Here is an 18,127-nt window from a genome sequence, read left to right as displayed (position 1 = left end):
GGAGACTGCGCCCGACGGGAGGACGTCGGGGTCCTCGGCAGGGGCGCGGGCAGCGGCGCGGGCAGGGGCGTCGACAGGGGCGCGGGCAGGGGCGCGGCCTTCGGGGGGTCAGCCCTCGGTGCCGGCCAGGTAGACGCCGAACGACGCGCCCTGCGGGTCGCGCAGCACGGCGATCCGGGGGCCGTCCGGCACGTCGGTGGCCCCCATCAGCACGTCCGCGCCGAGGCCGCTCGCCCGGGCGACGGTGTTGTCGACGTCCGCGACCGAGAAGTACGGCAGCCAGTGCGGCGGCACCTGCGGCGGGAAGCGGTCGTCCATCACGAGCATGCCGCCGAAGTCGGCGCCGTCCAGGCCCCACTGGGTGTACTGCTCGGACGGGCTGACGGACCAGCCGAAGACCGCCGGGTAGAAGGCGGTCGCACCGGCCGGGTCGCGGGTGAGCAGTTCCACCCAACCGAGCGAGCCCGGCTCGTTGAACACCTCGGCGCCCGCGAACGCGCGGGCCTGCCAGAGCAGGAACACCGCGCCGGAGCTGTCCCCGACCACCGCGAAGCGGCCGAGGTCGGACACATCGGTGGGCTCCTTCAGGACCTTGCCGCCGGCGTCCTCGACCTTCGCGACGGTGGCGTCGGTGTCGGTGACCGCGAAGCAGGTCGACCAGGCGATGGGCTGCTGCGGCGCGAACCGCGGGCTGACGGCGGCCGCCGTGGCGTCGCCGAGGAACATCTGGGTGTAGCCGCTGGCCTCGGGGCGCACATCGGCCTCGGCCCGCCAGCCGAACAACTCGCCGTAGAAGGTGCTGGCGGCGGCCGGGTCGGAGGTGCCCAGCTCGACCCAGCAGGGGCCGCCGATGGTCACGGAGTTCTGCTTCATGGCTTCTCCTCTCGACTTCTTCTCTCGGTTCTCGATCTCTCGGTCTTTGTTGACTGATCGTCACTCTTGCCTTGTGTCACGCGACTTCGAGCACCACCTTGCCGCGGGCATGGCCGGATTCGACGAAGGCGAGCGCCTCGGCGGCCCGGGCCAGCGGGTAGCGGCCGGTGATGTTCGGGTCCAGCTCACCGGCGGCGACCAGGGCCGCCAGCGCGGACAGGGTCTCGGACGTCGTCGAGCGGGTGATGTAGCGGCCGCCGAGTTCGGCCACGGTGGCCGGGTCGGCGGTGCTGACCAGCTCCGTACGGTCCTTGCGCACGGGGACGGCGGCCCGCAGGGCGTCGCCCCCGACCAGATCGAGGATGCCGTCGACGCCGTCGGGCGCCGCGGCCGCGATCCGTTCGGCGACGCCGTCGCCGTAGCGGACGGGCACCGCGCCGAGGGACTCCACGTACGCACGGTTGGCGTCGCTCGCGGTGCCGAGGACGATCAGGCCGCGACTGCGGGCGATCTGGGCGGCCGCGCTGCCGACACCGCCGGCGATGCCGAGGATCAGCAGCGTCCGGCCGGCGCCGAGGCCGAGGTCGCGGACGGCGTCGTCCGCGGTGGCCGCCGACACGGGCAGGACGGCCGCCTGGTCGAAGCCGACACCCTCGGGCTTGAGCGCGCTCAACTCGGCGCGCATCAGCGTCTGTTCGGCGTAGGCACCGGCGGCCGCGAGGCCGAACACCTCATCGCCCGGGGTGAACCCGGTGACCCCGGGGCCGACTTGCAGGACCACGCCCGAGGCCTCCTGGCCCATGACGGCGGGGAGTTCGCGCTCCCGGCCGAGCAGGCCCGTGCGGATCTTCCAGTCCACCGGGTTCACCCCGGCCGCGCCGACCGCGATCGCCAGCTGCCCGGGGCCGGGCTCCAGCACCGGGCGGTCCAGGAACTCCTGTGTCTCCGGCCCGCCGTAGTCGACGAAGCCGAATGCCTTGGCCATCGGTGATCCCACTCCTCGGGTAGCGGTTGCGATCCCCCGTCCTCCCCCCGCCCCAGCATGCGGGCGGGGGAGGACGGGTGCGGGCGCTGCTGGGCCGAACGGGGGCGGGCGGGGCGGCGGGCGGCGGCAGTGGGCGAGATGGGCGAACAAAAAACAGATGACAGATAACAGATTTCGAAATCTGTTATCTGTCATCTGTTAGTTGTCGGCTGTCAGCTGTCAGCGGCCGTCCGTCAGCGCAGCGCCCGCGCCACCGGAATCCACAGCTGGGCCTCCGCCTGGCCGTCCGACAGGAACCGGGTGCGCAGGATCTCCGGCCCCGGCCGGAACTCGTACGGGTTGGACGGGAACCACTGCGTGAAGACGTCCCGCCACATCTCCTGGAGGGCCTTCGGGAAGGTCCCGGTGTTGGAGAAGGCCGCCCAGGTGCCCGCCGGCACCTCCCGAACGTCCAGGCCGTCCGGGACGACGGTGTCCGCGTCCGCCACCACCGCGTGGTAGTAGTCGAGTTCGACACCCTCTTCGCGGCTCTCCGAGAAGAACTCGGTGACCGAGAGGATGCCTTCCGGCTCGCGGCCCGAGAGCGCCGAGATCCGGTCGACGGTCTCCTGGCCGAGCCCCTTGATGAACGAGGCGATGGCCGGGTTCACGCCCTCGTGCACCAGCGGGACCCGCGCCCGCCGACCGATGATCCGGAAGTCCGGCTGCTCGATGATCCGGTATTCCATACTGCTGCTTCCCTCCACGACGAGTCGGAAGGACATCCGGGGCTGGGACTTGAGCACCGCGCCCTCGCGCCGGGCCTCACCGGGCCCGACCCCGTGCATCGCCCGGAACGCCCGGGCGAACGCCTCCCCCGAGGTGTAGCCGTACCGGATCGCGACCTCCAGCAACGTCCGCTCCCCGCCGAGGACTTCGGCCCCGGCGACGGTCAACCGCCGGCGACGGACGTAGTCCGACAGCGGCATCCCGGAGAGCATCGAGAACAACCGTCGGAAGTGGTACTCCGACGTCATCGCGATCCGGGCCAGCTCGGCGACCTCGACCTCCTGGTCCAGGTTCCGTTCGATGTGCTCCATCGCCCGGTTCAGGTGTTCCAGCACTCCGACCCCGTCCTTCCCTTACTGATCACCACCGTAGGAAGGACCCACCCTGCCGCACCCGACAATCGGTGCCCGCTCCGGTCGGGTACCGATCGCCGGGTGACGGCGAGTGGCGCCGTCGGCGCCAAGCGAAGGGCCGCGGGCGCCGGGCGGAGGACCGCGAGCTCCAGGCGGAGGGCCGTGGGCGTCGGCGCCGGGCGGCAGGGCTCAGATCAGACCCTGGGCCAGCATCGCGTCCCCGACCAGCTCGAAGCCGGCGATGTTCGCGCCCACCACGTAGTCGCCCGGGTGTCCGTAGCGCTCGGCGGTGGTGAAGCAGGAGTCGTGGATGTGCTTCATGATCCCGGCCAGCCGCTCCTCGGTGCGGGCGAAGGTCCAGGAGTCGCGCGAGGCGTTCTGCTGCATCTCCAGGGCGCTGGTGGCCACGCCGCCCGCGTTCGCCGCCTTGCCCGGGCCGAAGGCCACCCCGGCTTCCTGGAACACCCGGACCGCCTCCGGGGTGGTGGGCATGTTGGCCCCCTCGGCGACCGCCAGCACCCCGCCCCGCACCAGGGCCAGCGCGTCCGTCCCGGTCAGCTCGTTCTGGGTGGCGCAGGGCAGCGCGACGTCGCAGGGCACGCTCCACACGCCAGGGCCCTCGACGAACCGGACGTGGCTGCCGCGCAGTTCGGCGTAGTCGGCGACCCGGCCGCGCCGGACCTCCTTGACCTCCTTGAGGAGCGCGAGGTCGATGCCCTTCTCGTCCACCACGTAGCCGGTGGAGTCGGAGCAGGTGAGCACGGTCGCGCCGAGCTGCTGCGCCTTCTCGATCGCGTAGATGGCGACGTTGCCGGAGCCGGAGACGACGACCCGGCGCCCGTCCAGGCTCTCGCCGCGGCTGTGCAGCATCTCGGCGGTGAACAGCACGCAGCCGTAGCCGGTCGCCTCGGTCCTGGCCTGCGCGCCGCCCCAGCCGAGGCCCTTGCCGGTGAGCACGCCGCTCTCGTAGCGGTTGGTGATCCGCTTGTACTGGCCGAACAGGTAGCCGATCTCCCGGCCGCCGACGCCGATGTCCCCGGCGGGGACATCGGTGTGCTCGCCGAGGTGGCGGTACAGCTCGGTCATGAAGGACTGGCAGAAACGCATGACCTCGGCGTCCGAGCGGCCCTTGGGGTCGAAGTCGGAGCCGCCCTTGCCGCCGCCGATCGACAGCCCGGTGAGCGCGTTCTTGAAGATCTGCTCGAAGCCGAGGAACTTGACGATGCCGAGGTTCACCGAAGGGTGGAAGCGCAGCCCGCCCTTGTACGGGCCGAGGACACTGCTGAACTCCACCCGGAAGCCGCGGTTCACGTGGATGTCGCCGGAGTCGTCCGTCCACGGCACCCGGAACATGAGCTGCCGCTCGGGCTCGCAGATCCGCTCGATGATCCGGGCGTCGACGAACTCGGGGCGGCGGGCGAGCACCGGCCCGAGGGTCTCCAGGACCTCGTGGACCGCCTGGTGGAACTCCGTCTCACCCCTGTTCCGGCGGACCACGTCCGCGTAGAGCGCCTCGATCACGCGCTGCTCGGCGTCGAAGGAGGTCGGGGAGGTGGCGGCGGGAGGGGTTGTGGGCATCTGATCAGGACCTTCCGTGGTCGTCGGTGCTCGTGCGCGAGGCATTCCCGTGCCCAGGAAACGGGGAAATCCTCGCAGTGTCCACGGTCCGGCTCCCGACGCATCCACATGCTGAAACCCCCACGCCTCGCGGACCGTACGATCCACCAGCGCCCTCGCGTCCGCACGGAGCCCGACTGAACCACAGTCCGTAGTCGAATCGGGCACGGACAGTATTTAGTTGTTCAAATTGGAACTACCGAGTACGGTCATCGACATCCGATCCACCCCGGGCCGGCCGGCCCGCCCCTCTCGACCCATCGGTTCGTCGGTTCGCCGACCCATCTCCTCATCGACGGAGGCCCACCCATGCCGCAGCCCGGCCCCGCCACGGTGCGCTCGCGTGTGCGCATCCCGCTGACCTTCCACGACGGCTACCGCGCCGAGGCGCAGGCCCTCACCTTCCACGACCTCGCCGACGGCGCGGAGCACCTGGCGCTCGCGTTCGGCGAGGTGCCGGAGGGCGGGACGCCGCTGGTGCGCCTGCACTCGGAGTGCCTGACCGGCGACGTCTTCGGCTCGGACCGCTGCGACTGCGGCCCGCAGCTGCGCGAGTCGGTCGAGCAGATCGCCGAGGCCGGCGGCTACCTGCTGTACCTGCGGCAGGAGGGCCGGGGCATCGGGCTCTACAACAAGCTGGAGGCCTACTCCTTGCAGGACTCCGGATTGGACACGTACGACGCCAACACGGCGCTCGGCCTGCCCGAGGACGGCCGGGACTACACCGCCGCCGCCCAGATGCTCGCCACCCTCGGCGCCACCGGCATCGACCTGCTGAGCAACAACCCGGACAAGGCGCAGCAGTTGGCCGACCTCGGGATCACCGTGCGGCGACGGGTGCCGACCGGCGTGCACCTGTCCGCGAGCAACGTGCGCTACCTGCGGGCGAAGGTTCGCGGAACGACCTTTTCACTCGCTCATGATCTTTTGCGGGGGCGCGTCAGCTGACCGAAGGTGTGATCATGGACGGCCCCGACGTGATGGACCTGTACTGCCGCAAGTCGAAGAAGCTGCGACAGGGAAGCCACAAGCAAGAGCTGTCCATGGACGCCCAGGAGGCCCGAGGAAGGGGCTTCGCCGCCCGCGAGGGCTACCGGATCGGGGTCGTCCACAAGGCGTAGTGAGCACAGGGGTGGGGCTTTAAACGGGCCGGAATGTCCCCTTCACAGCGTGGCCGGGAATAACGGGTACAGGATTCACCCCCTATTCAGAGCCCACGGAAGGGCGACCCGCAAGACTCTGTGCGCCCGCACGGTGGCCCCTCAGAGCCCGGCCGCAGCCGAGGGCCCGTGGGCGCCCCGTGAGGCCGTGACGCGGGTGGGCAGCAGCCTTGGCGACCCCGCCCAACTGGACCAGGTCACGGCGTCTCCGCAACTGCGGCAGATTCCGTAGCTACCCGTGCAGGCCAGCGCGCGGCCAACGAATCGCGGTTGCACGGCTTCGCGCTGGCCTTGCGCGCCTTACGGCTACAACTTCCTTTCTTCGCAGCCTTGTTAATCAGAATCGAGGGAATGGAGAGTGCGCGTCGGCGCGTGACGCCGGCCACTGCCCCGGGGGGTGACTCCCCTTCGCGCCTCCTTCTTCACCGGGGCGTCATAGCAGGCCAGTACCGATGCGCATGGGCACAGACCAACCCTCCTGCGCACACTGTGACAATCAACCACCCTGAGTAGGGAAAAGGATTCCCCTGCACGAGATCATCACTGACCTTCGGGCCGGACTCGCCGCCCTGGAGATCGAGTTGGACCCCCAGGAGGACGCCGCGCTCCGCCTCGCCGAGCACCACCTGCGCGACGCCTCCCACTGCGACGAACAGGTCCGCGCCGACGGCCGACTGATCGCCGGAGGCACCCGCCACGGCGTCCAGGTCGCCCACCCCCTGATCGCAGAAGCCCGACAGCTCCGCGCCGAGGCAGGCCGCCTGATCGCCCGCGTCCGCCTCCCCGGCGACGAGCCCGAGACGGGCCGCTCCAACGCCGCGCGCAGCCTCGCCGCCCACCGTTGGGGCAACCGCATCTGACCGCCTGAGCAGACCGGCCCCGGCCGCCCAATGAACTGGGTGGCCGGGGCCTTTCGTGCGTTCTGGACCCTCGGGATTCCAGTGGGCTATCCGGGCTTGCCTGCCGAGCGAACGTCCCGGCTCATCTTGCGTTGAACGGCGTGGGGGACGCGCCTCATACCGACTTCGTGCAATTTCGTGCATGCGGGGTTGTGGATCTCACTCACAGGGCTGACGGTGGTGCATGTCCCCGCAACTCCCTAGACGTTGGAGATCGTCGTGGCACTAGATTTCGTGGGCATCGACCCGACCACCGGCGGCGGAGGCTCGCCCACCGTGTGGGTCGAGGACGAGACGGAGGAGATCGTCGTGCAGAGCTTGACGGCCGATGCCGCGCTCTGCGAGAAGATCGCGGGGACCGAGTGGGTTCCCGGCCACGCGATCGGAATCCCCGCTCATGAGTCCGTGATCCGTATCCCGGCGCGCATGCTGCCGATCCTGAAGGAGGCTATCGAACGTGTCGAACGTGCCCGACTTCGCCGCGCTGCTGAAGAACGCGCAGAAGACCGCAGTACACCTGGAGATGCGTGACGCCTACGCTGTCGGCGACGAGGCAGAGGAGATCGACCGCTTCGCCCGCACTGGCGAGATCGAGTTGGACCCCGAAGCCTCGTGGTGGCCCGAGTGGCTGGGTCTCGTCCGCGAGACGATCGGCCGTGGGGTGGTCATGCGCAGGGCCCGGATCGTCTCCGAGCCGGTGACCGACTACATCCGGTGGGAGCACGCGGTCACCCCGATGAATCTCGCTGCTGGGGAACTGGTCCGGTGGCTTCCGAGGAGTCAGGCGTCGGACATCGCGTTGCCGGGTAACGACTTCTGGCTGATCGACGACAGGTTGGTGCTGTTCCACTTCTTCACGGGGTACGGCGACTGGGCCGAACCCGGGTTCGCCTTCTCCGAGGACCCCGCGACGATTCGTCTCGTCTCTTCCGCGTTCGAAGCCGTCTGGGAGCGGGGCACCCCGCACGACGAGTACAGCGTCTGACCTACCCCTACCCTGCGAGCACCGGACCGCCAGACAATGCCGACGTCACCGTCATCAAGCGCGCAAGCGGCGCGTCTTGCCCTTGCCAACCGCCTGGTCGACCTCCGCAAGGATGCCGGACTGACGGGTAAGCAACTGGCGTTCCGGTGCGGGTGGAACCCTTCGAAAGTGTCCCGAATCCAGAGCGCGCGGACCCCGCCGGCCGATTCCGATATTCGGGCGTGGTGCGCGGCCTGCTCGGCGTCCGACCAGGCGGACGATCTGATCGCCACGTCGAGAGCGGTCGAATCGATGTACCTGGAGTGGCGGCGGCTCCACCGCACCGGGATGCGCCAGGTACAGGAGGACTTCTATGCGCTCCACGAGCGGGCGGAATTGTGCCGGACGTACGTCTCGAACGTCGTTCCTGGCTTCCTCCAGACTCCGGAGTACGCGACTGCCCTGATGCGCTCCATCACGGAATTCCAGGGAACCCCTGACGACGTAGCCGACGCCGTTGCCGCGAGGGTGGCGAGGGGACGGCTTCTGCACGAGGGCAGACACCGGTTCGCGGTACTGATGGAGGAATGGGTACTCCGCTCCCGTATCGGCGACGCGGAGACCATGGCCGGACAACTCGGCCATCTGCTGGCCATGATGCCGCTGGCCTCGCTGTCGCTGGGGGTTATCCCGTCCACCGCGCAGCGCGGCATGTGGCCCCTGGAAGCGTTCTACCTGTACGACGATCGGCACGCCGTCGTGGAGACGCTGACGGCTGAGGTCAACGTCACTCAGCCTCGTGAGATCGCTGACTACGTCCGGGCGTTCGGCGAGTTGCAGCGTCTCGCGGTCTACGGTGCCCAGGCGCGTGCACTCATCACATCGGCGATAGGCGCGCTTGGGTGAATCCGCGCAAGGCTGTGCAACTTGCTCGCGGGCCGCGCCGCCACCTCCCTACCTTCCTGCTGACGGCTTGCAGACGCAGTCGCAGCGGCGGATGTAGGGAGCGTGCGAGCGATGACTGTTTCGCGGCAGCGACGGCCCCTCCGGGACGACCGGCGGGCCTCCCCGGAGGAGATGGCCGCGATCCTGGCCGAGTACCGGAAGGCCGAGGCCGATCGGAAGGCGGGCGCCCTGCCGAGCGTGCGTCCGGCGTGTGGTTGCCGCGTTCACGCGGGGAGGTTGCCTGATGGCTGGCGCTGACGCCTGGTACGGCCGCCCCGGGCACGCCGGGCTGTGCCCCGTCCCTCGTTCCGGTGCGATCGGCATGGAGGGGTACGGCGTCCTGGACTACCGCGCGGGTGGTGCGCCGACCTGGGCGCGGGGGCAGGCCGGGCGGGACGTGTGGTTCTCCGGCTACGCGGAGGCCCGGGACTGGGCGGCGCAGCAGATGAGCCCGACCGCCGAGAGGCCCGAGTTGGAGCCCGCCGTGGATTCGCCGACGCTGGCCCGGCTGCGGGCGGCTACGCAGCAGATCAACGCGCGGCCCGTATGGATGAGGTGACTGCGGCCGACCTGGGGCGGCTCATGGCCGATGACCAGATGGCCGAGTACCGCGAGGCTGCCGAGCAGGCCCGCGCCGGTCACACCACCCGGGCCGAGGTCTGGGCCTACGTGGTGGCCGGATCGCTCTGCATGGTCGCCCTGGGATGGCTGCTGACCCGCTGAGACTCCCGTCCGTGCGTCGTCCCCCCGGGGCGCACGGGCGGGCCCGAACTCCCGCCCCGACCAGCGGACCTGGACAGCTCGAACGGTCGGAGCGGGTTCCGCAACACCGAACGGCCCGGCCGCCAACCGGTGACCGGGACATCCCAGCGCGAGGAGGCACCAGTATGCGCTACGACCCGCCCAACAAGCCCGAGAGGCCGCCCGGCCCCATGGAGCCCGGATCGTCCGCCACCACCGCCGAGTAGGAGGACTCACCCATGCGCTTCGAGATCATCGTGTCCAAGCACAAGGGCAACGAGAAGCCCCCGCCGAAGCACGCGGGCAAGCCCGCGAAGGAGAACCCCAACCCGACGCCGTCGAAGTGACGGACTGACACTCTGGACGGCCCCCGCGTGCACCATGCCGCGCGGGGGCCGTCCCCCGTTGCAAGGGAGTCACTCGGTGGACGACCGAATCGTCATCTCGTACCAGTCGCGCCACTTCGCCGGAACGGACTGGAAGGCGCGGGCCGACCGCTGGACGGCAAGCTTCTACCTCAATGACGGCGACACCGTGTTCGGCACCGCCACCATGACGCGTGTGATCCCGGGTGCGACCCCGAACCCACGCGCAGCGCTGGAGTTGGACCCCGGCCTGCTCGATCGCATCCCTCGTGTGATCTTCACCGAGGACGGTGGACTCGTGCCGATCCTGGCTGAGCTGTGCCCCTCGCTGCTGCTCCTGCTGGAGTCCGTCGAGGTCTCCGCCGAGTGGCGGGGGAAGGGCGTCGCGATGCGCCTGGCCGTCGAGGCCCTTCGCCGCCTGGCGGTCCCCGGGGCGCTCGCCGTCTGCTACCCGGCACCGATCCACGACCACGGGCCGGACGAGCCGTGCAGCTACGACTCCGACGACCCCGAGGTGCGGCGGCCGGACGAGGAGGCCATCGAGAAGCTTCGGCGGGCCTGGGAGGAACACGGGTTCTCGTTGCTCGCCGAAGGGGTGTACGTCCGGCGCGTGGAACCCTGATCGAGGTAGGCACGACGACCAGCATCGAGCGCACGTGTCGCCCAGGGGAAAACCGCAGGTCAATGGCGAGGTGTACCCTTATTCGCTGCGCCAAGGTGGAGCGGACCGGGCACTCGATCGAACTGTCCCGGCTGGTCGGCTGAGCCGGATGACGGCTGGATCGCCGGCGGCGGGCGGCTGACAACTAACAGCTGACAGATAACAGATAACAGATTTCAAAATCTGAAAGCTGAACTCTGTCATCTGTTATCTGTCAGCCGTTCGCCCGTCAGCCGCCCGCCCCCGTACCCGCCCCCCGCGCCCGGGCCGTGCGCAGCACCCCGTACGCCGCGAGCGGGAGCGCGACCAGCAACGCGGCCCAGAACGCGCCGTACCCCCAGAACTCCGCGACGGCCGTGAACTGCCCCTGGAGCACCGGGATCCGCAGCGCCTCGACCGGGCCGAGCGGTCCGGGCCAGGCGCCGAGCACCAGGGTGGCGGGGATCCAGCAGCCGAGGAGCGCCCGGGCGGTGACCGGCGTCCCCAGGGTGCTCGCGAGGGAGACGACGGCCAGCAGGACGACGAACCCGGACTGGTAGGCCGCACCGGTCTGGCCGGTCCCCCAGGAGGCCGGCGTCGGGTGGTGCCCGGTGGCCGCCAGCCGCACCTCGACCGCCGCCCACAGCAGCAGGGCGAGCACACAGGTGCTCCCGAGCGCGAACAGCGCGCGGTCGCGGGCGCCCACGGGGCCCGACCGCCACTGCTTGCCGTCCCACCGTGCCACCGCGCCCCGCCCGGCGAGCCGCCGCCAGGCCTCCCGCACCTGCCGCCGGGCCTCGTGCGCGGGCTTCAGCAGCCGGTTCGCCGCGCGCTCGATCAGCACGAACGACGCCACGATCGCCGCCACCGCCGCGAGGCCGGCCCAACTGCCCATCCCGCCCTCGAACAGCACCACCCGCTCGGCCACCGGTTTCGGCATCTCCAGGCCCGTCATCGGCGGTCCGAGCCGCAGGTAGCCGATGGCGAAGGCCCCGACGCCGGTCAGGGCCGCCGTGCCGAGGCCGACCCGGGCGGGGAAGAAGGCGAGGACGGCGGCGGCGACCAGCGCCGCCCCCAGTTGGCCGACCACCTGCTGGGCCGCGTGCTCGCCGGCCTTCTTCAACGGCCCGCCGAAGGCGCCGTCGGGCGAGATCTTGAGCTGGACCCCGGCCTCGACGGGGTAGCGGAACACCGCCCCCGCCCACAGCAGCAACCCGAGGGCGAGGAACAGCAGCAGCACGGCGCCCGCCCGACGCGGCAGACCGGTCCGGGCGTGCGGCCACCACTCCCGCAGCCGGGCCGGCCAGTCGACCGGCATCCGTTCACGCCCGCCCTGCCACAGCCGCCCCAGCCAGCGGTCCCGGCCGGCCCGGTTCTCCCGGCCTTCCCCGCCTTCCCGGCCCTGGTCGCCGTCGGGCCGCTCACCCCGGCCCCGGCCGCGCGGGCGCAGCGTCTCGGCGGCGACCAGGGCCGCGCGCCCGGCGTCGTCCCCCGGGTCGGCGCCCACCGCCCGCCGCCGCAGCGCCGACCAGCGGCGCCGGACCGCCTCCGGCGCGGCGATCGGGTCCGGCGCGGGCCGGCGCACTGCGGCGCGTACGGCCGTGCGGAGCCCGGAGCCGGCGGCCAGGGCCGCGTCCACCACCACCGCCGCGACCAGGGCGGCGAGCTCCGCCGCCCGTTCGGGCAGCGGCAGCCGGTGCAGGGCGGTGGGCAGCGGCGAGAGCCGGCCGAGCAGCCGGTCGCGTTCCTCGGGGCGCACGCTCAGCCACACCACCAACCGGTGTGCCTCCTCGCGCTCCTGCGGGCTGAGCCCGTCGCCGCCCCGCCGGCCGCCGCCGACGGCGTGGGCGGCACGGTCCACTTCGGCCAGGACGTCCGGGAGTTGGGCCAGGGCGAGCAGTCGGGAGCAGTGCTCGCCGGAGCACTCGGGGTGGAAGCAGTCGTAGCGGGCGGCGACGGCCGGGGCGCCGACCCGGACCAGTGCGTCGATGAACGCGGCGCCGTCCGGTTCGGTGGCGATGCGCTCCAGCCCGGGGGTGTCGATCGGGCGGTCGAGGTAGTAGGGGGTGGCGGAGGGGGCGAAGGCGGCACCGAAGGCGAGCACCGCGAGGGCGGCCACGGCGTCGCGGCGGGAGCCGGGCGCCCGGGCGACGTCGGTCAGGTGGTGCAGGTCGAAGACGTTGTCCTGGACGTCGTCGCGCAGCCAGTCGCGCAGCCGCTCCGCTCCCCCGGCGGAGAGCCAGCGGGCCGCGTCGCCGGAGCGCCGGAGCAGGACCTCGGCGAGCTTGGCCGGGTCGGTGAAGGGGGATCCGAAGAAGGTGATCGGCCGGTGGGTGCGGCCGGTGTCGGCCCGGGTCTGTCGCCGGACCACCGCGGGGCTGCCGCCGGCCAGCCAGCTGCGGACCTGCGGGGCGGTCCAGCGGTCCTCCGGGTTCTTGGTGAACAGCCCTTGGAGGAGCAGCAGTTGGCGGGGGTCGGCGAGGGCCGAGAGGTCGACCTCGTCACCCAGGACCAGTTCCAGTTGCAGCACCTCGTCGCTGATCAGCAGGCCGTCCGCGCCGAGGAAGCGGGGGCGGCCGGTGAACAGCTCGTACAGGACGTTGCCGAGCGCCCACCAGGGCCCGGCCTCGTGGTTGCGGCCGGCCAGGAGCTCGGGGGCCATGTACGGGATGGTGACGATCGTCTCGGGCGTGAAGCGGCGGCTGGCGGTGAGCCGGGCGACGCCGCCGAAGTCGGCTATCACGAACTCCCCGGGCTCGCGGCCGGGGCGGACCAGGACGTTGGCCGGCTTGAAGTCCAGCGGGTTGCGCTCGATCCGCCGTTGCCAGAAGTCGAGCAGGGCGACGAGCTCGTAGACGATCCGCTCGGCCTCCCGCCAGTCGGTGTGCCGGCCGCGCTTGCGCAGTTCGGCGAAGTGGTCGGCGAGGGTGACCGGCAGGTACTCCATGGCCACCCAGTCGAGTTCGGCGCCGTGGTGGCCGACCCGGCCGAAGTCGACGATGTGCGGGACGTGGCGGCGGTAGTCGTCGTTGCGCAGGTAGCCGAGCAGGTCGGCGTCCATGGCGTGGCCGGCGGTCGTCACCTTCACCGCGGCCTCGCCGCCGCCGTCGGTGCGCCGGACGTGCCAGACGGTGCCCTCGGTGCCGGAGCCGGCCACTCCGAGCGGGGCGAAGCGGCCGCGCAGGGCGTCGGGGAAGGCGCCCGCGAACCGTCCGCCGGCGGGCCCCGCACCCTCCGACACCCCGCCCCCCGACACCCCGCCCCCCGGTATCCCACCCTCCGACACCCCGCCCTTCGACACCCCGCCCACGGGGCCCTCGCCGCTCCGACTGGGCCCGGGGCCGACGTTGTCGGCCCAGCCGGGGGCGGCGGCGCGCCCGGTGCCCGCGCGCCGCTGGACCTTGGTCGGGGCTTCCGGGTCGACCCGCTCCGGCGCGGCCCGCTGGACCCTGGTCGGCGCCTCCGGGTCGAAGCGGGCCCCGCCGTCCGGCGCCCGCCCGGTCGCGGCGTCGGGGTCCGTCCGGGTGCGCGGGACGGCGCCGAGCCGGGACGGCCGGTCCGGTACGACACCGAGGCGCCGCCCCCACGGCCGCCGGTCCACCCTGGTCGAGGGCTCGGGCCGGGGCCCGGGGCCGCTCTCCGGCCAGGGGCCTCGTCGGTCGTCGTCGGCCGGGCCGGCGTCCTCCGGTGTGGCCATGGCGGCGCTCTCCTCCCCGCTTCCCGGGGCCGGCGCGGGGCCGTAGCCACGCACCACACGGCCCCGGGTGGTGATTTTGACGCGCCATCATCCCGCATGGTGGGCCGTGGTGTTGGCCGATTTTCCGGAACGCGACCGAGCGGTTGCACGACCGCTGCCGAACGCCACCGCGGGCCTTCCCCACCTGCTCGGCCCCTGCCCCCTGACGGCCCCGACGCGTCAGCCCCCGACCGGGCGCCCCCGGGGCTCCTCGGCGATCCGGCGGGCGATCTCGGCCGGCCGCACCGGGCGGCCGAAGTGCCAGCCCTGCGCCCAGTCGCAGCCGATGGTCCGCAGTCGTTCGGCGTCCTTGCGGGTCTCCACGCCCTCGGCGGTGACGGTCAGCCCGAGCGCGTGCGCCATCGACACCAGGCCGCTGACGATCCGCCACCCGGTGGACTCGTCCTTCTCCGGGTCGTGCAGGTCGCCGACGAAGGAACCGGCGATCTTCAGCCCGGAGACCGGCAGGTCGCGCAGGTACGCGAGGTTGGACCAGCCGGTGCCGAAGTCGTCCACGGCCAGCGACACGCCGAGGTCCACCAGCCCGTGCAGGGTGCGCAGCGCCTCGTCCTCGGGCCCGACCACGGTCGACTCGGTGATCTCCAGCTGCAGCCGGGCCGGATCGAGTCCGGTCGCATCCAGGATCCGGCCGAGGTCGGTGACGAGCGCCGCACTGCGCGCCTGGCGGACCGCCAGGTTGACGTTCAGCTGCGGCGCGGCGTCGCCGAAGCGCTTGACCCAGTCCGCGGCCTGGCCACAGGCCTGCTCCAGCACCCAGCGGCCGAGCGGCATGATCAGCCCGGTCTCCTCGGCGGTGGTCACGAACTCGTCCGGGCCGAGCACGCCGAGCTGCGGGTGGCGCCAGCGCACCAGCGCCTCCACCGCGGCCAGCCGGCCGTCCGCCAGCGCGTACAGCGGCTGGTAGTCGATGAAGAACTCGCCCCGGTCGAGGGCGGCCGGCATCCGCACCGACACCGCGTAACGGCTGACCGCGCGGGCGTTCTCCTTGGGGTCGAACAGCGTCCAGCGGCCGCGGCCGGCCTCCTTGGCCCGGTACAGCGTCAGGTCGGCGGCCCGCACGGCCGCGCCCGGGGTGGTGGTGGACACCCGCCGCTCCAGCACGCCGACACTCGCGCCCACGGCCAGCTTGTGGTCGCCGATCAGCACCGGCCCGGCCAGCGCCTTGAGCACGGTCTTCGCCGCCGCGACGGCCTCCTGCTCGCCCCGGCAGTTCTCCAGCAGCACCACGAACTCGTCGCCGCCGAGCCGGGCCACCAGGTGGCCGAGCGGGTTGAGCGCGGCCTTCAGCCGGGCCGCCACGGCGGACAGCAGCTCGTCCCCGGTGTCGTGGCCGAGGCTGTCGTTGACCACCTTGAAGCCGTCGAGGTCGACGTAGCAGAGGCCGAACCTGGCGCCCGGATCCGGATCCTCGAACAGCTTCTCCAGCCGCTCGAAGAAGGCCGCCCGGTTCGGCAGGCCGGTCAGCGGGTCGTGGGTGGCCTGGTGGCGCAGCCGCTCCTGGAGCCGGTAGCGGTCGGTGACGTCCTCCAGCATCGCGACCTGGTACTGCGGGACGCCGTCGTCGTCGCGGATCAGCGAGACGGTCAGATGGGTCCAGACCACCTCGCCGTCCTGGCGGTAGTACGGCTTGTCGAACTGGAAGTAGTCCCGCTTGCCGCTGATCAGCTCCTCGTACGCCTCCCACACGCCCGGGGTGTCCTCGGGGTGGACGAGGTCGCCGACCCGGCGGCCGGTCATGTCCTCCGGGCTCGCGCCGAACAGCTCCTGGAGCGCCTTGTTGACCGCCAGGATGTTGCCGTCGGTGTCGCCGATGCCGATCCCGATGGCCGCGCTCTCGAACAGCGCCCGGAACCGGGCCTCGGAGTCGCGCAGCGCCCGCTCGGCCTCCTTGCGGGCGGTGTCGGCGGCGGTGCGGATCGCCTCCTGCTCCCGCAGCGTGCGCTCGCGCAGGGCGGCGGCCCAGCCGGCCGCGAAGGCGCCGGTCAGGGCCGGGCCGCGGTCGTCGCCGAGCGGCTGCACCTGGAGCAGTTCCACCGCCCGGGCCAGCACCACCGGGTCGGTGAAGTGCGCGTCGACCAGTTCCGCGCCGGCCTGCTCGGCCAGCCGGGGCTCGAACGGCTCGCCCAGCTGCGCGCGGTGGAGCAGGGCGGCGGTGCGGGCGGTGAGGCGGCCGAGCAGCCCGGGGTCGACGGCCGTGCCGTGGTCGGCGGAGAGCAGCCGCGCCCAGGCCTCGTGGAACCGCTCGGCGCTGCCGGCGACCGGGGAGGCGCTCATGCGTCCGCCCGGGTGCGTGCGGTCACCGCTGCGGGGTGGCCGCCGCAGACGGCGGCGGGCCGGGCGGGGGGCGCAGTGGTCCGCGCGGCGGGCACGGCGGGGTGAGCGGCGGCCGCTTCGCGGAGCCCGCGGCCGTCGGTCACTCGCCCGATCCGTCCGCTCAAGGGCGGAACCCCACGCCCGCCACCCCGGTCATCCGCTCGGGGTGCTCGCCGACCGTCTCCGGCTGGTCCGGACGCCACTGCGGCAGGTAGACCACGCCCGGTTCGACCAGCTCGAAGCCGGCGAACATCCCGCTGATCTGCTCGTGGGTGCGCATGGTCAGCGGGGTCGGCGTCCTGCGGTAGAGCTCCTGGTGGTCCTCCGCCTGGTCCGGTCGGCCCTCCAGGGAGGCGTGCGAGAGGACCAGCGCGCTGCCGGGCGGGAGCGCGTCACGGAGCGTGCCGATCAGCTTCCACGGGTCCTCGTCGTCGGTGACGAAGTGCGCGACGGCGACCAGCAGGACGGCCACCGGCTCGCCCTGCGCCAGCAGAGCGGCCACCTCGGGGCGGGCCAGCAGGTCGTGGACGTCGCGCAGGTCGGCCTGGACGACCTCGCTGCCGGGGTCGTCCTCCAGCAGCAGGCGGCTGTGCGCGACGGCGACCGGGTCCCGGTCCACGTAGAGGACCGTCGCCTCGGGGCGGATCGCGCGGGCGATCTCGTGCACCGCGCCGAAGGTCGGGATGCCGGAGCCGATGTCCAGGAAGCGGGTGACGCCGCGCTCGGCCAGGAAGGACACGGCCCGCCGCAGGAAGGCCCGGTTGGAGCGCATGATCTGCGGCAGCTCCGGCCACAGGGCCATCGCCTTGCGCGCCATCTCCCGGTCGACCTCGAAGTTGTGCGAGCCCCCCAGGTAGTAGTCGTAGACCCGCGCGGCGTTCGGTTTGTCCAGGTCCGTGCCCTCCGGTACCCAGCTCGGTCGCCGCATGCCTGTGACTCCTTCACTCCGTTTTCCGGGGGTGCAGTGCCTCGCGACAGCTGCTGTGACAGACGAGACTACAAGCACACAAGATCCTCCCCTGCACCCCGAACGGCCGCAAGCGGAACACCTCCCTCCTGGCATGCGACGTTTACGGAGCGTTCGCCTCCCGTCTCACCGGCACCGGACCGACCGACGGCCGGGCCGACACAGGGGCCCACGCAGGGGCACACAGGGACCCGGTCCGGGCCGACGAGGGAACCCGACCGAAACGGGCCGGCTCCGGACCGGAGCGTCCTAGGGTGGGGCCCGTGGACCCCAACCACTACCGTTTCCGGGGCACGTGGCGACTCGCGGCGCCGGCGCCCGACGTGTACGCGGCACTGGAGGACGTACGGAGTTACCCGCTGTGGTGGCCCGAGGTCCTCGAAGTCCGGCAGACCGGCGAGGAGTCCGGGGACCTCGTGGTGCGCGCGCTGCTGCCGTACCGGCTGGTGATCCGCCTGGAGACCCGACGGCGCGACCCGGCCGCCGGAGTGCTGGAGGCGGCCATGCGGGGCGATCTCACCGGGTGGTCACGGTTCACCGTCACCTCGGACGGGCCGGGCAGCCGCGTGCTCTTCGAGGAGGACACCCGCCCCGGCAAGCCCCTGCTGCGCCGCCTCGCGCTGCCCCTGCACCCGCTGTTCCGGGCCAACCACGCGGTGATGATGCGCCGGGGGCGGCGGGGGCTGGCGGCGCACCTGGGCAGCGGGGGCGGGCCGGCGAAGAGGTGACCACACGGCCGGTGGCGGCCAGGACCCGTCCGGCTCTAGCGTGGCGGCGCAC

Annotated in this window: 17 protein-coding genes; 10 read left to right on the top strand and 7 right to left on the bottom strand. The window is 72.3% G+C overall.

Annotation, left to right across the window (positions count from 1 at the left end; genetic code table 11):
* Window positions 1-108: 108 nt before the first annotated feature.
* The 4 genes from ACFVX9_RS10605 to gdhA all read right to left on the bottom strand — a co-directional run bounded on the left by ACFVX9_RS10605 (window position 109) and on the right by gdhA (window position 4,557).
* On the bottom strand, window positions 109-873 hold the full coding sequence (locus tag ACFVX9_RS10605) for a VOC family protein (RefSeq protein WP_363367249.1): 765 nt from the start codon (window positions 871-873) through the stop codon (window positions 109-111).
* Window positions 874-949: 76 nt separating this feature from the next.
* A complete protein-coding gene (locus ACFVX9_RS10600; protein WP_063350067.1) occupies window positions 950-1,858 on the bottom strand; it encodes an NADP-dependent oxidoreductase in 909 nt (302 codons plus the stop codon).
* 233 nt (window positions 1,859-2,091) lie between these two features.
* The gene (locus ACFVX9_RS10595) at window positions 2,092-2,961 is read right to left on the bottom strand and encodes an AraC family transcriptional regulator (RefSeq protein ID WP_063350066.1); all 870 of its coding nucleotides are present in this window, start codon (window positions 2,959-2,961) and stop codon (window positions 2,092-2,094) included.
* A 207-nt stretch (window positions 2,962-3,168) separates the two neighbouring features.
* On the bottom strand, window positions 3,169-4,557 hold the full coding sequence (gene gdhA / locus ACFVX9_RS10590) for an NADP-specific glutamate dehydrogenase (RefSeq protein WP_380373885.1): 1,389 nt from the start codon (window positions 4,555-4,557) through the stop codon (window positions 3,169-3,171).
* A 348-nt stretch (window positions 4,558-4,905) separates the two neighbouring features.
* Here gdhA and ribA point away from each other — a divergent pair, with 348 nt between their 5' ends.
* The 9 genes from ribA (at window position 4,906) to ACFVX9_RS10545 (ending at window position 10,292) form a co-directional block, all read left to right on the top strand.
* Window positions 4,906-5,544, top strand: coding sequence for a GTP cyclohydrolase II (ribA, locus tag ACFVX9_RS10585; RefSeq protein ID WP_387981330.1), 639 nt, complete (start codon window positions 4,906-4,908; stop codon window positions 5,542-5,544).
* 14 nt (window positions 5,545-5,558) lie between these two features.
* Window positions 5,559-5,717: a hypothetical protein gene (locus ACFVX9_RS10580; RefSeq protein WP_387981329.1), complete on the top strand. Its 159-nt coding sequence runs from the start codon at window positions 5,559-5,561 to the stop codon at window positions 5,715-5,717.
* Window positions 5,718-6,337: 620 nt separating this feature from the next.
* On the top strand, window positions 6,338-6,616 hold the full coding sequence (locus tag ACFVX9_RS10575; protein ID WP_380373894.1) for a hypothetical protein: 279 nt from the start codon (window positions 6,338-6,340) through the stop codon (window positions 6,614-6,616).
* Between the two features lie 246 nt (window positions 6,617-6,862).
* The gene (locus ACFVX9_RS10570; protein WP_380493393.1) at window positions 6,863-7,186 is read left to right on the top strand and encodes a hypothetical protein; all 324 of its coding nucleotides are present in this window, start codon (window positions 6,863-6,865) and stop codon (window positions 7,184-7,186) included.
* Window positions 7,179-7,640 carry a DUF6879 family protein gene (locus ACFVX9_RS10565; protein WP_387981371.1) on the top strand — a complete coding sequence of 154 codons (462 nt, stop codon included), beginning with the start codon at window positions 7,179-7,181 and terminating at the stop codon, window positions 7,638-7,640. The genes ACFVX9_RS10570 and ACFVX9_RS10565 overlap by 8 nt, the downstream gene beginning before the upstream one ends.
* A gap of 36 nt (window positions 7,641-7,676) precedes the next feature.
* A complete protein-coding gene (locus ACFVX9_RS10560) occupies window positions 7,677-8,525 on the top strand; it encodes a helix-turn-helix domain-containing protein (RefSeq protein WP_387981326.1) in 849 nt (282 codons plus the stop codon).
* A 283-nt stretch (window positions 8,526-8,808) separates the two neighbouring features.
* Complete coding sequence (locus ACFVX9_RS10555; RefSeq protein ID WP_387981324.1) at window positions 8,809-9,123, top strand: hypothetical protein; 315 nt, start codon at window positions 8,809-8,811, stop codon at window positions 9,121-9,123.
* 23 nt (window positions 9,124-9,146) lie between these two features.
* Window positions 9,147-9,287, top strand: a complete 141-nt coding sequence (locus tag ACFVX9_RS10550) for a hypothetical protein (protein WP_380373906.1) — start codon at window positions 9,147-9,149, stop codon at window positions 9,285-9,287.
* 441 nt (window positions 9,288-9,728) lie between these two features.
* Complete coding sequence (locus ACFVX9_RS10545; RefSeq protein WP_380373908.1) at window positions 9,729-10,292, top strand: hypothetical protein; 564 nt, start codon at window positions 9,729-9,731, stop codon at window positions 10,290-10,292.
* 268 nt (window positions 10,293-10,560) lie between these two features.
* Here ACFVX9_RS10545 and ACFVX9_RS10540 read toward each other — a convergent pair whose 3' ends face one another.
* From ACFVX9_RS10540 to ACFVX9_RS10530, 3 genes are all read right to left on the bottom strand, one after another.
* The gene (locus ACFVX9_RS10540) at window positions 10,561-14,007 is read right to left on the bottom strand and encodes a hypothetical protein (protein WP_387981322.1); all 3,447 of its coding nucleotides are present in this window, start codon (window positions 14,005-14,007) and stop codon (window positions 10,561-10,563) included.
* A gap of 219 nt (window positions 14,008-14,226) precedes the next feature.
* Window positions 14,227-16,341, bottom strand: coding sequence for a putative bifunctional diguanylate cyclase/phosphodiesterase (locus ACFVX9_RS10535; protein WP_380373913.1), 2,115 nt, complete (start codon window positions 16,339-16,341; stop codon window positions 14,227-14,229).
* A 160-nt stretch (window positions 16,342-16,501) separates the two neighbouring features.
* The gene (locus tag ACFVX9_RS10530; protein ID WP_380479346.1) at window positions 16,502-17,308 is read right to left on the bottom strand and encodes an SAM-dependent methyltransferase; all 807 of its coding nucleotides are present in this window, start codon (window positions 17,306-17,308) and stop codon (window positions 16,502-16,504) included.
* A 302-nt stretch (window positions 17,309-17,610) separates the two neighbouring features.
* On the opposite strand from ACFVX9_RS10530, the gene ACFVX9_RS10525 reads away from it, so the two are divergent.
* Window positions 17,611-18,075, top strand: coding sequence for an SRPBCC family protein (locus ACFVX9_RS10525; protein ID WP_063351550.1), 465 nt, complete (start codon window positions 17,611-17,613; stop codon window positions 18,073-18,075).
* The last annotated feature ends 52 nt before the right edge of the window (window positions 18,076-18,127 follow it).

It is taken from the genome of Kitasatospora sp. NPDC058243 (assembly GCF_042882025.1).
Lineage (GTDB): Bacteria > Actinomycetota > Actinomycetes > Streptomycetales > Streptomycetaceae > Kitasatospora.
This window is presented reverse-complemented; position numbering and strand designations above follow the sequence as displayed.

Bases quoted from the DNA above. Each gene is read 5' to 3' on its own strand.
- ACFVX9_RS10605 (WP_363367249.1), bottom strand. From the start codon at position 873: ATGAAGCAGAACTCCGTGACCATCGGCGGCCCCTGCTGGGTCGAGCTG.
- ACFVX9_RS10600 (WP_063350067.1), bottom strand. From the start codon at position 1,858: ATGGCCAAGGCATTCGGCTTCGTCGACTACGGCGGGCCGGAGACACAG.
- gdhA (WP_380373885.1), bottom strand. From the start codon at position 4,557: ATGCCCACAACCCCTCCCGCCGCCACCTCCCCGACCTCCTTCGACGCC.
- ribA (WP_387981330.1), top strand. From the start codon at position 4,906: ATGCCGCAGCCCGGCCCCGCCACGGTGCGCTCGCGTGTGCGCATCCCG.
- ACFVX9_RS10580 (WP_387981329.1), top strand. From the start codon at position 5,559: ATGGACGGCCCCGACGTGATGGACCTGTACTGCCGCAAGTCGAAGAAG.
- ACFVX9_RS10565 (WP_387981371.1), top strand. From the start codon at position 7,179: ATGCGTGACGCCTACGCTGTCGGCGACGAGGCAGAGGAGATCGACCGC.
- ACFVX9_RS10560 (WP_387981326.1), top strand. From the start codon at position 7,677: ATGCCGACGTCACCGTCATCAAGCGCGCAAGCGGCGCGTCTTGCCCTT.
- ACFVX9_RS10555 (WP_387981324.1), top strand. From the start codon at position 8,809: ATGGCTGGCGCTGACGCCTGGTACGGCCGCCCCGGGCACGCCGGGCTG.
- ACFVX9_RS10550 (WP_380373906.1), top strand. From the start codon at position 9,147: ATGGCCGATGACCAGATGGCCGAGTACCGCGAGGCTGCCGAGCAGGCC.
- ACFVX9_RS10540 (WP_387981322.1), bottom strand. From the start codon at position 14,007: ATGGCCACACCGGAGGACGCCGGCCCGGCCGACGACGACCGACGAGGC.
- ACFVX9_RS10535 (WP_380373913.1), bottom strand. From the start codon at position 16,341: ATGAGCGCCTCCCCGGTCGCCGGCAGCGCCGAGCGGTTCCACGAGGCC.
- ACFVX9_RS10530 (WP_380479346.1), bottom strand. From the start codon at position 17,308: ATGCGGCGACCGAGCTGGGTACCGGAGGGCACGGACCTGGACAAACCG.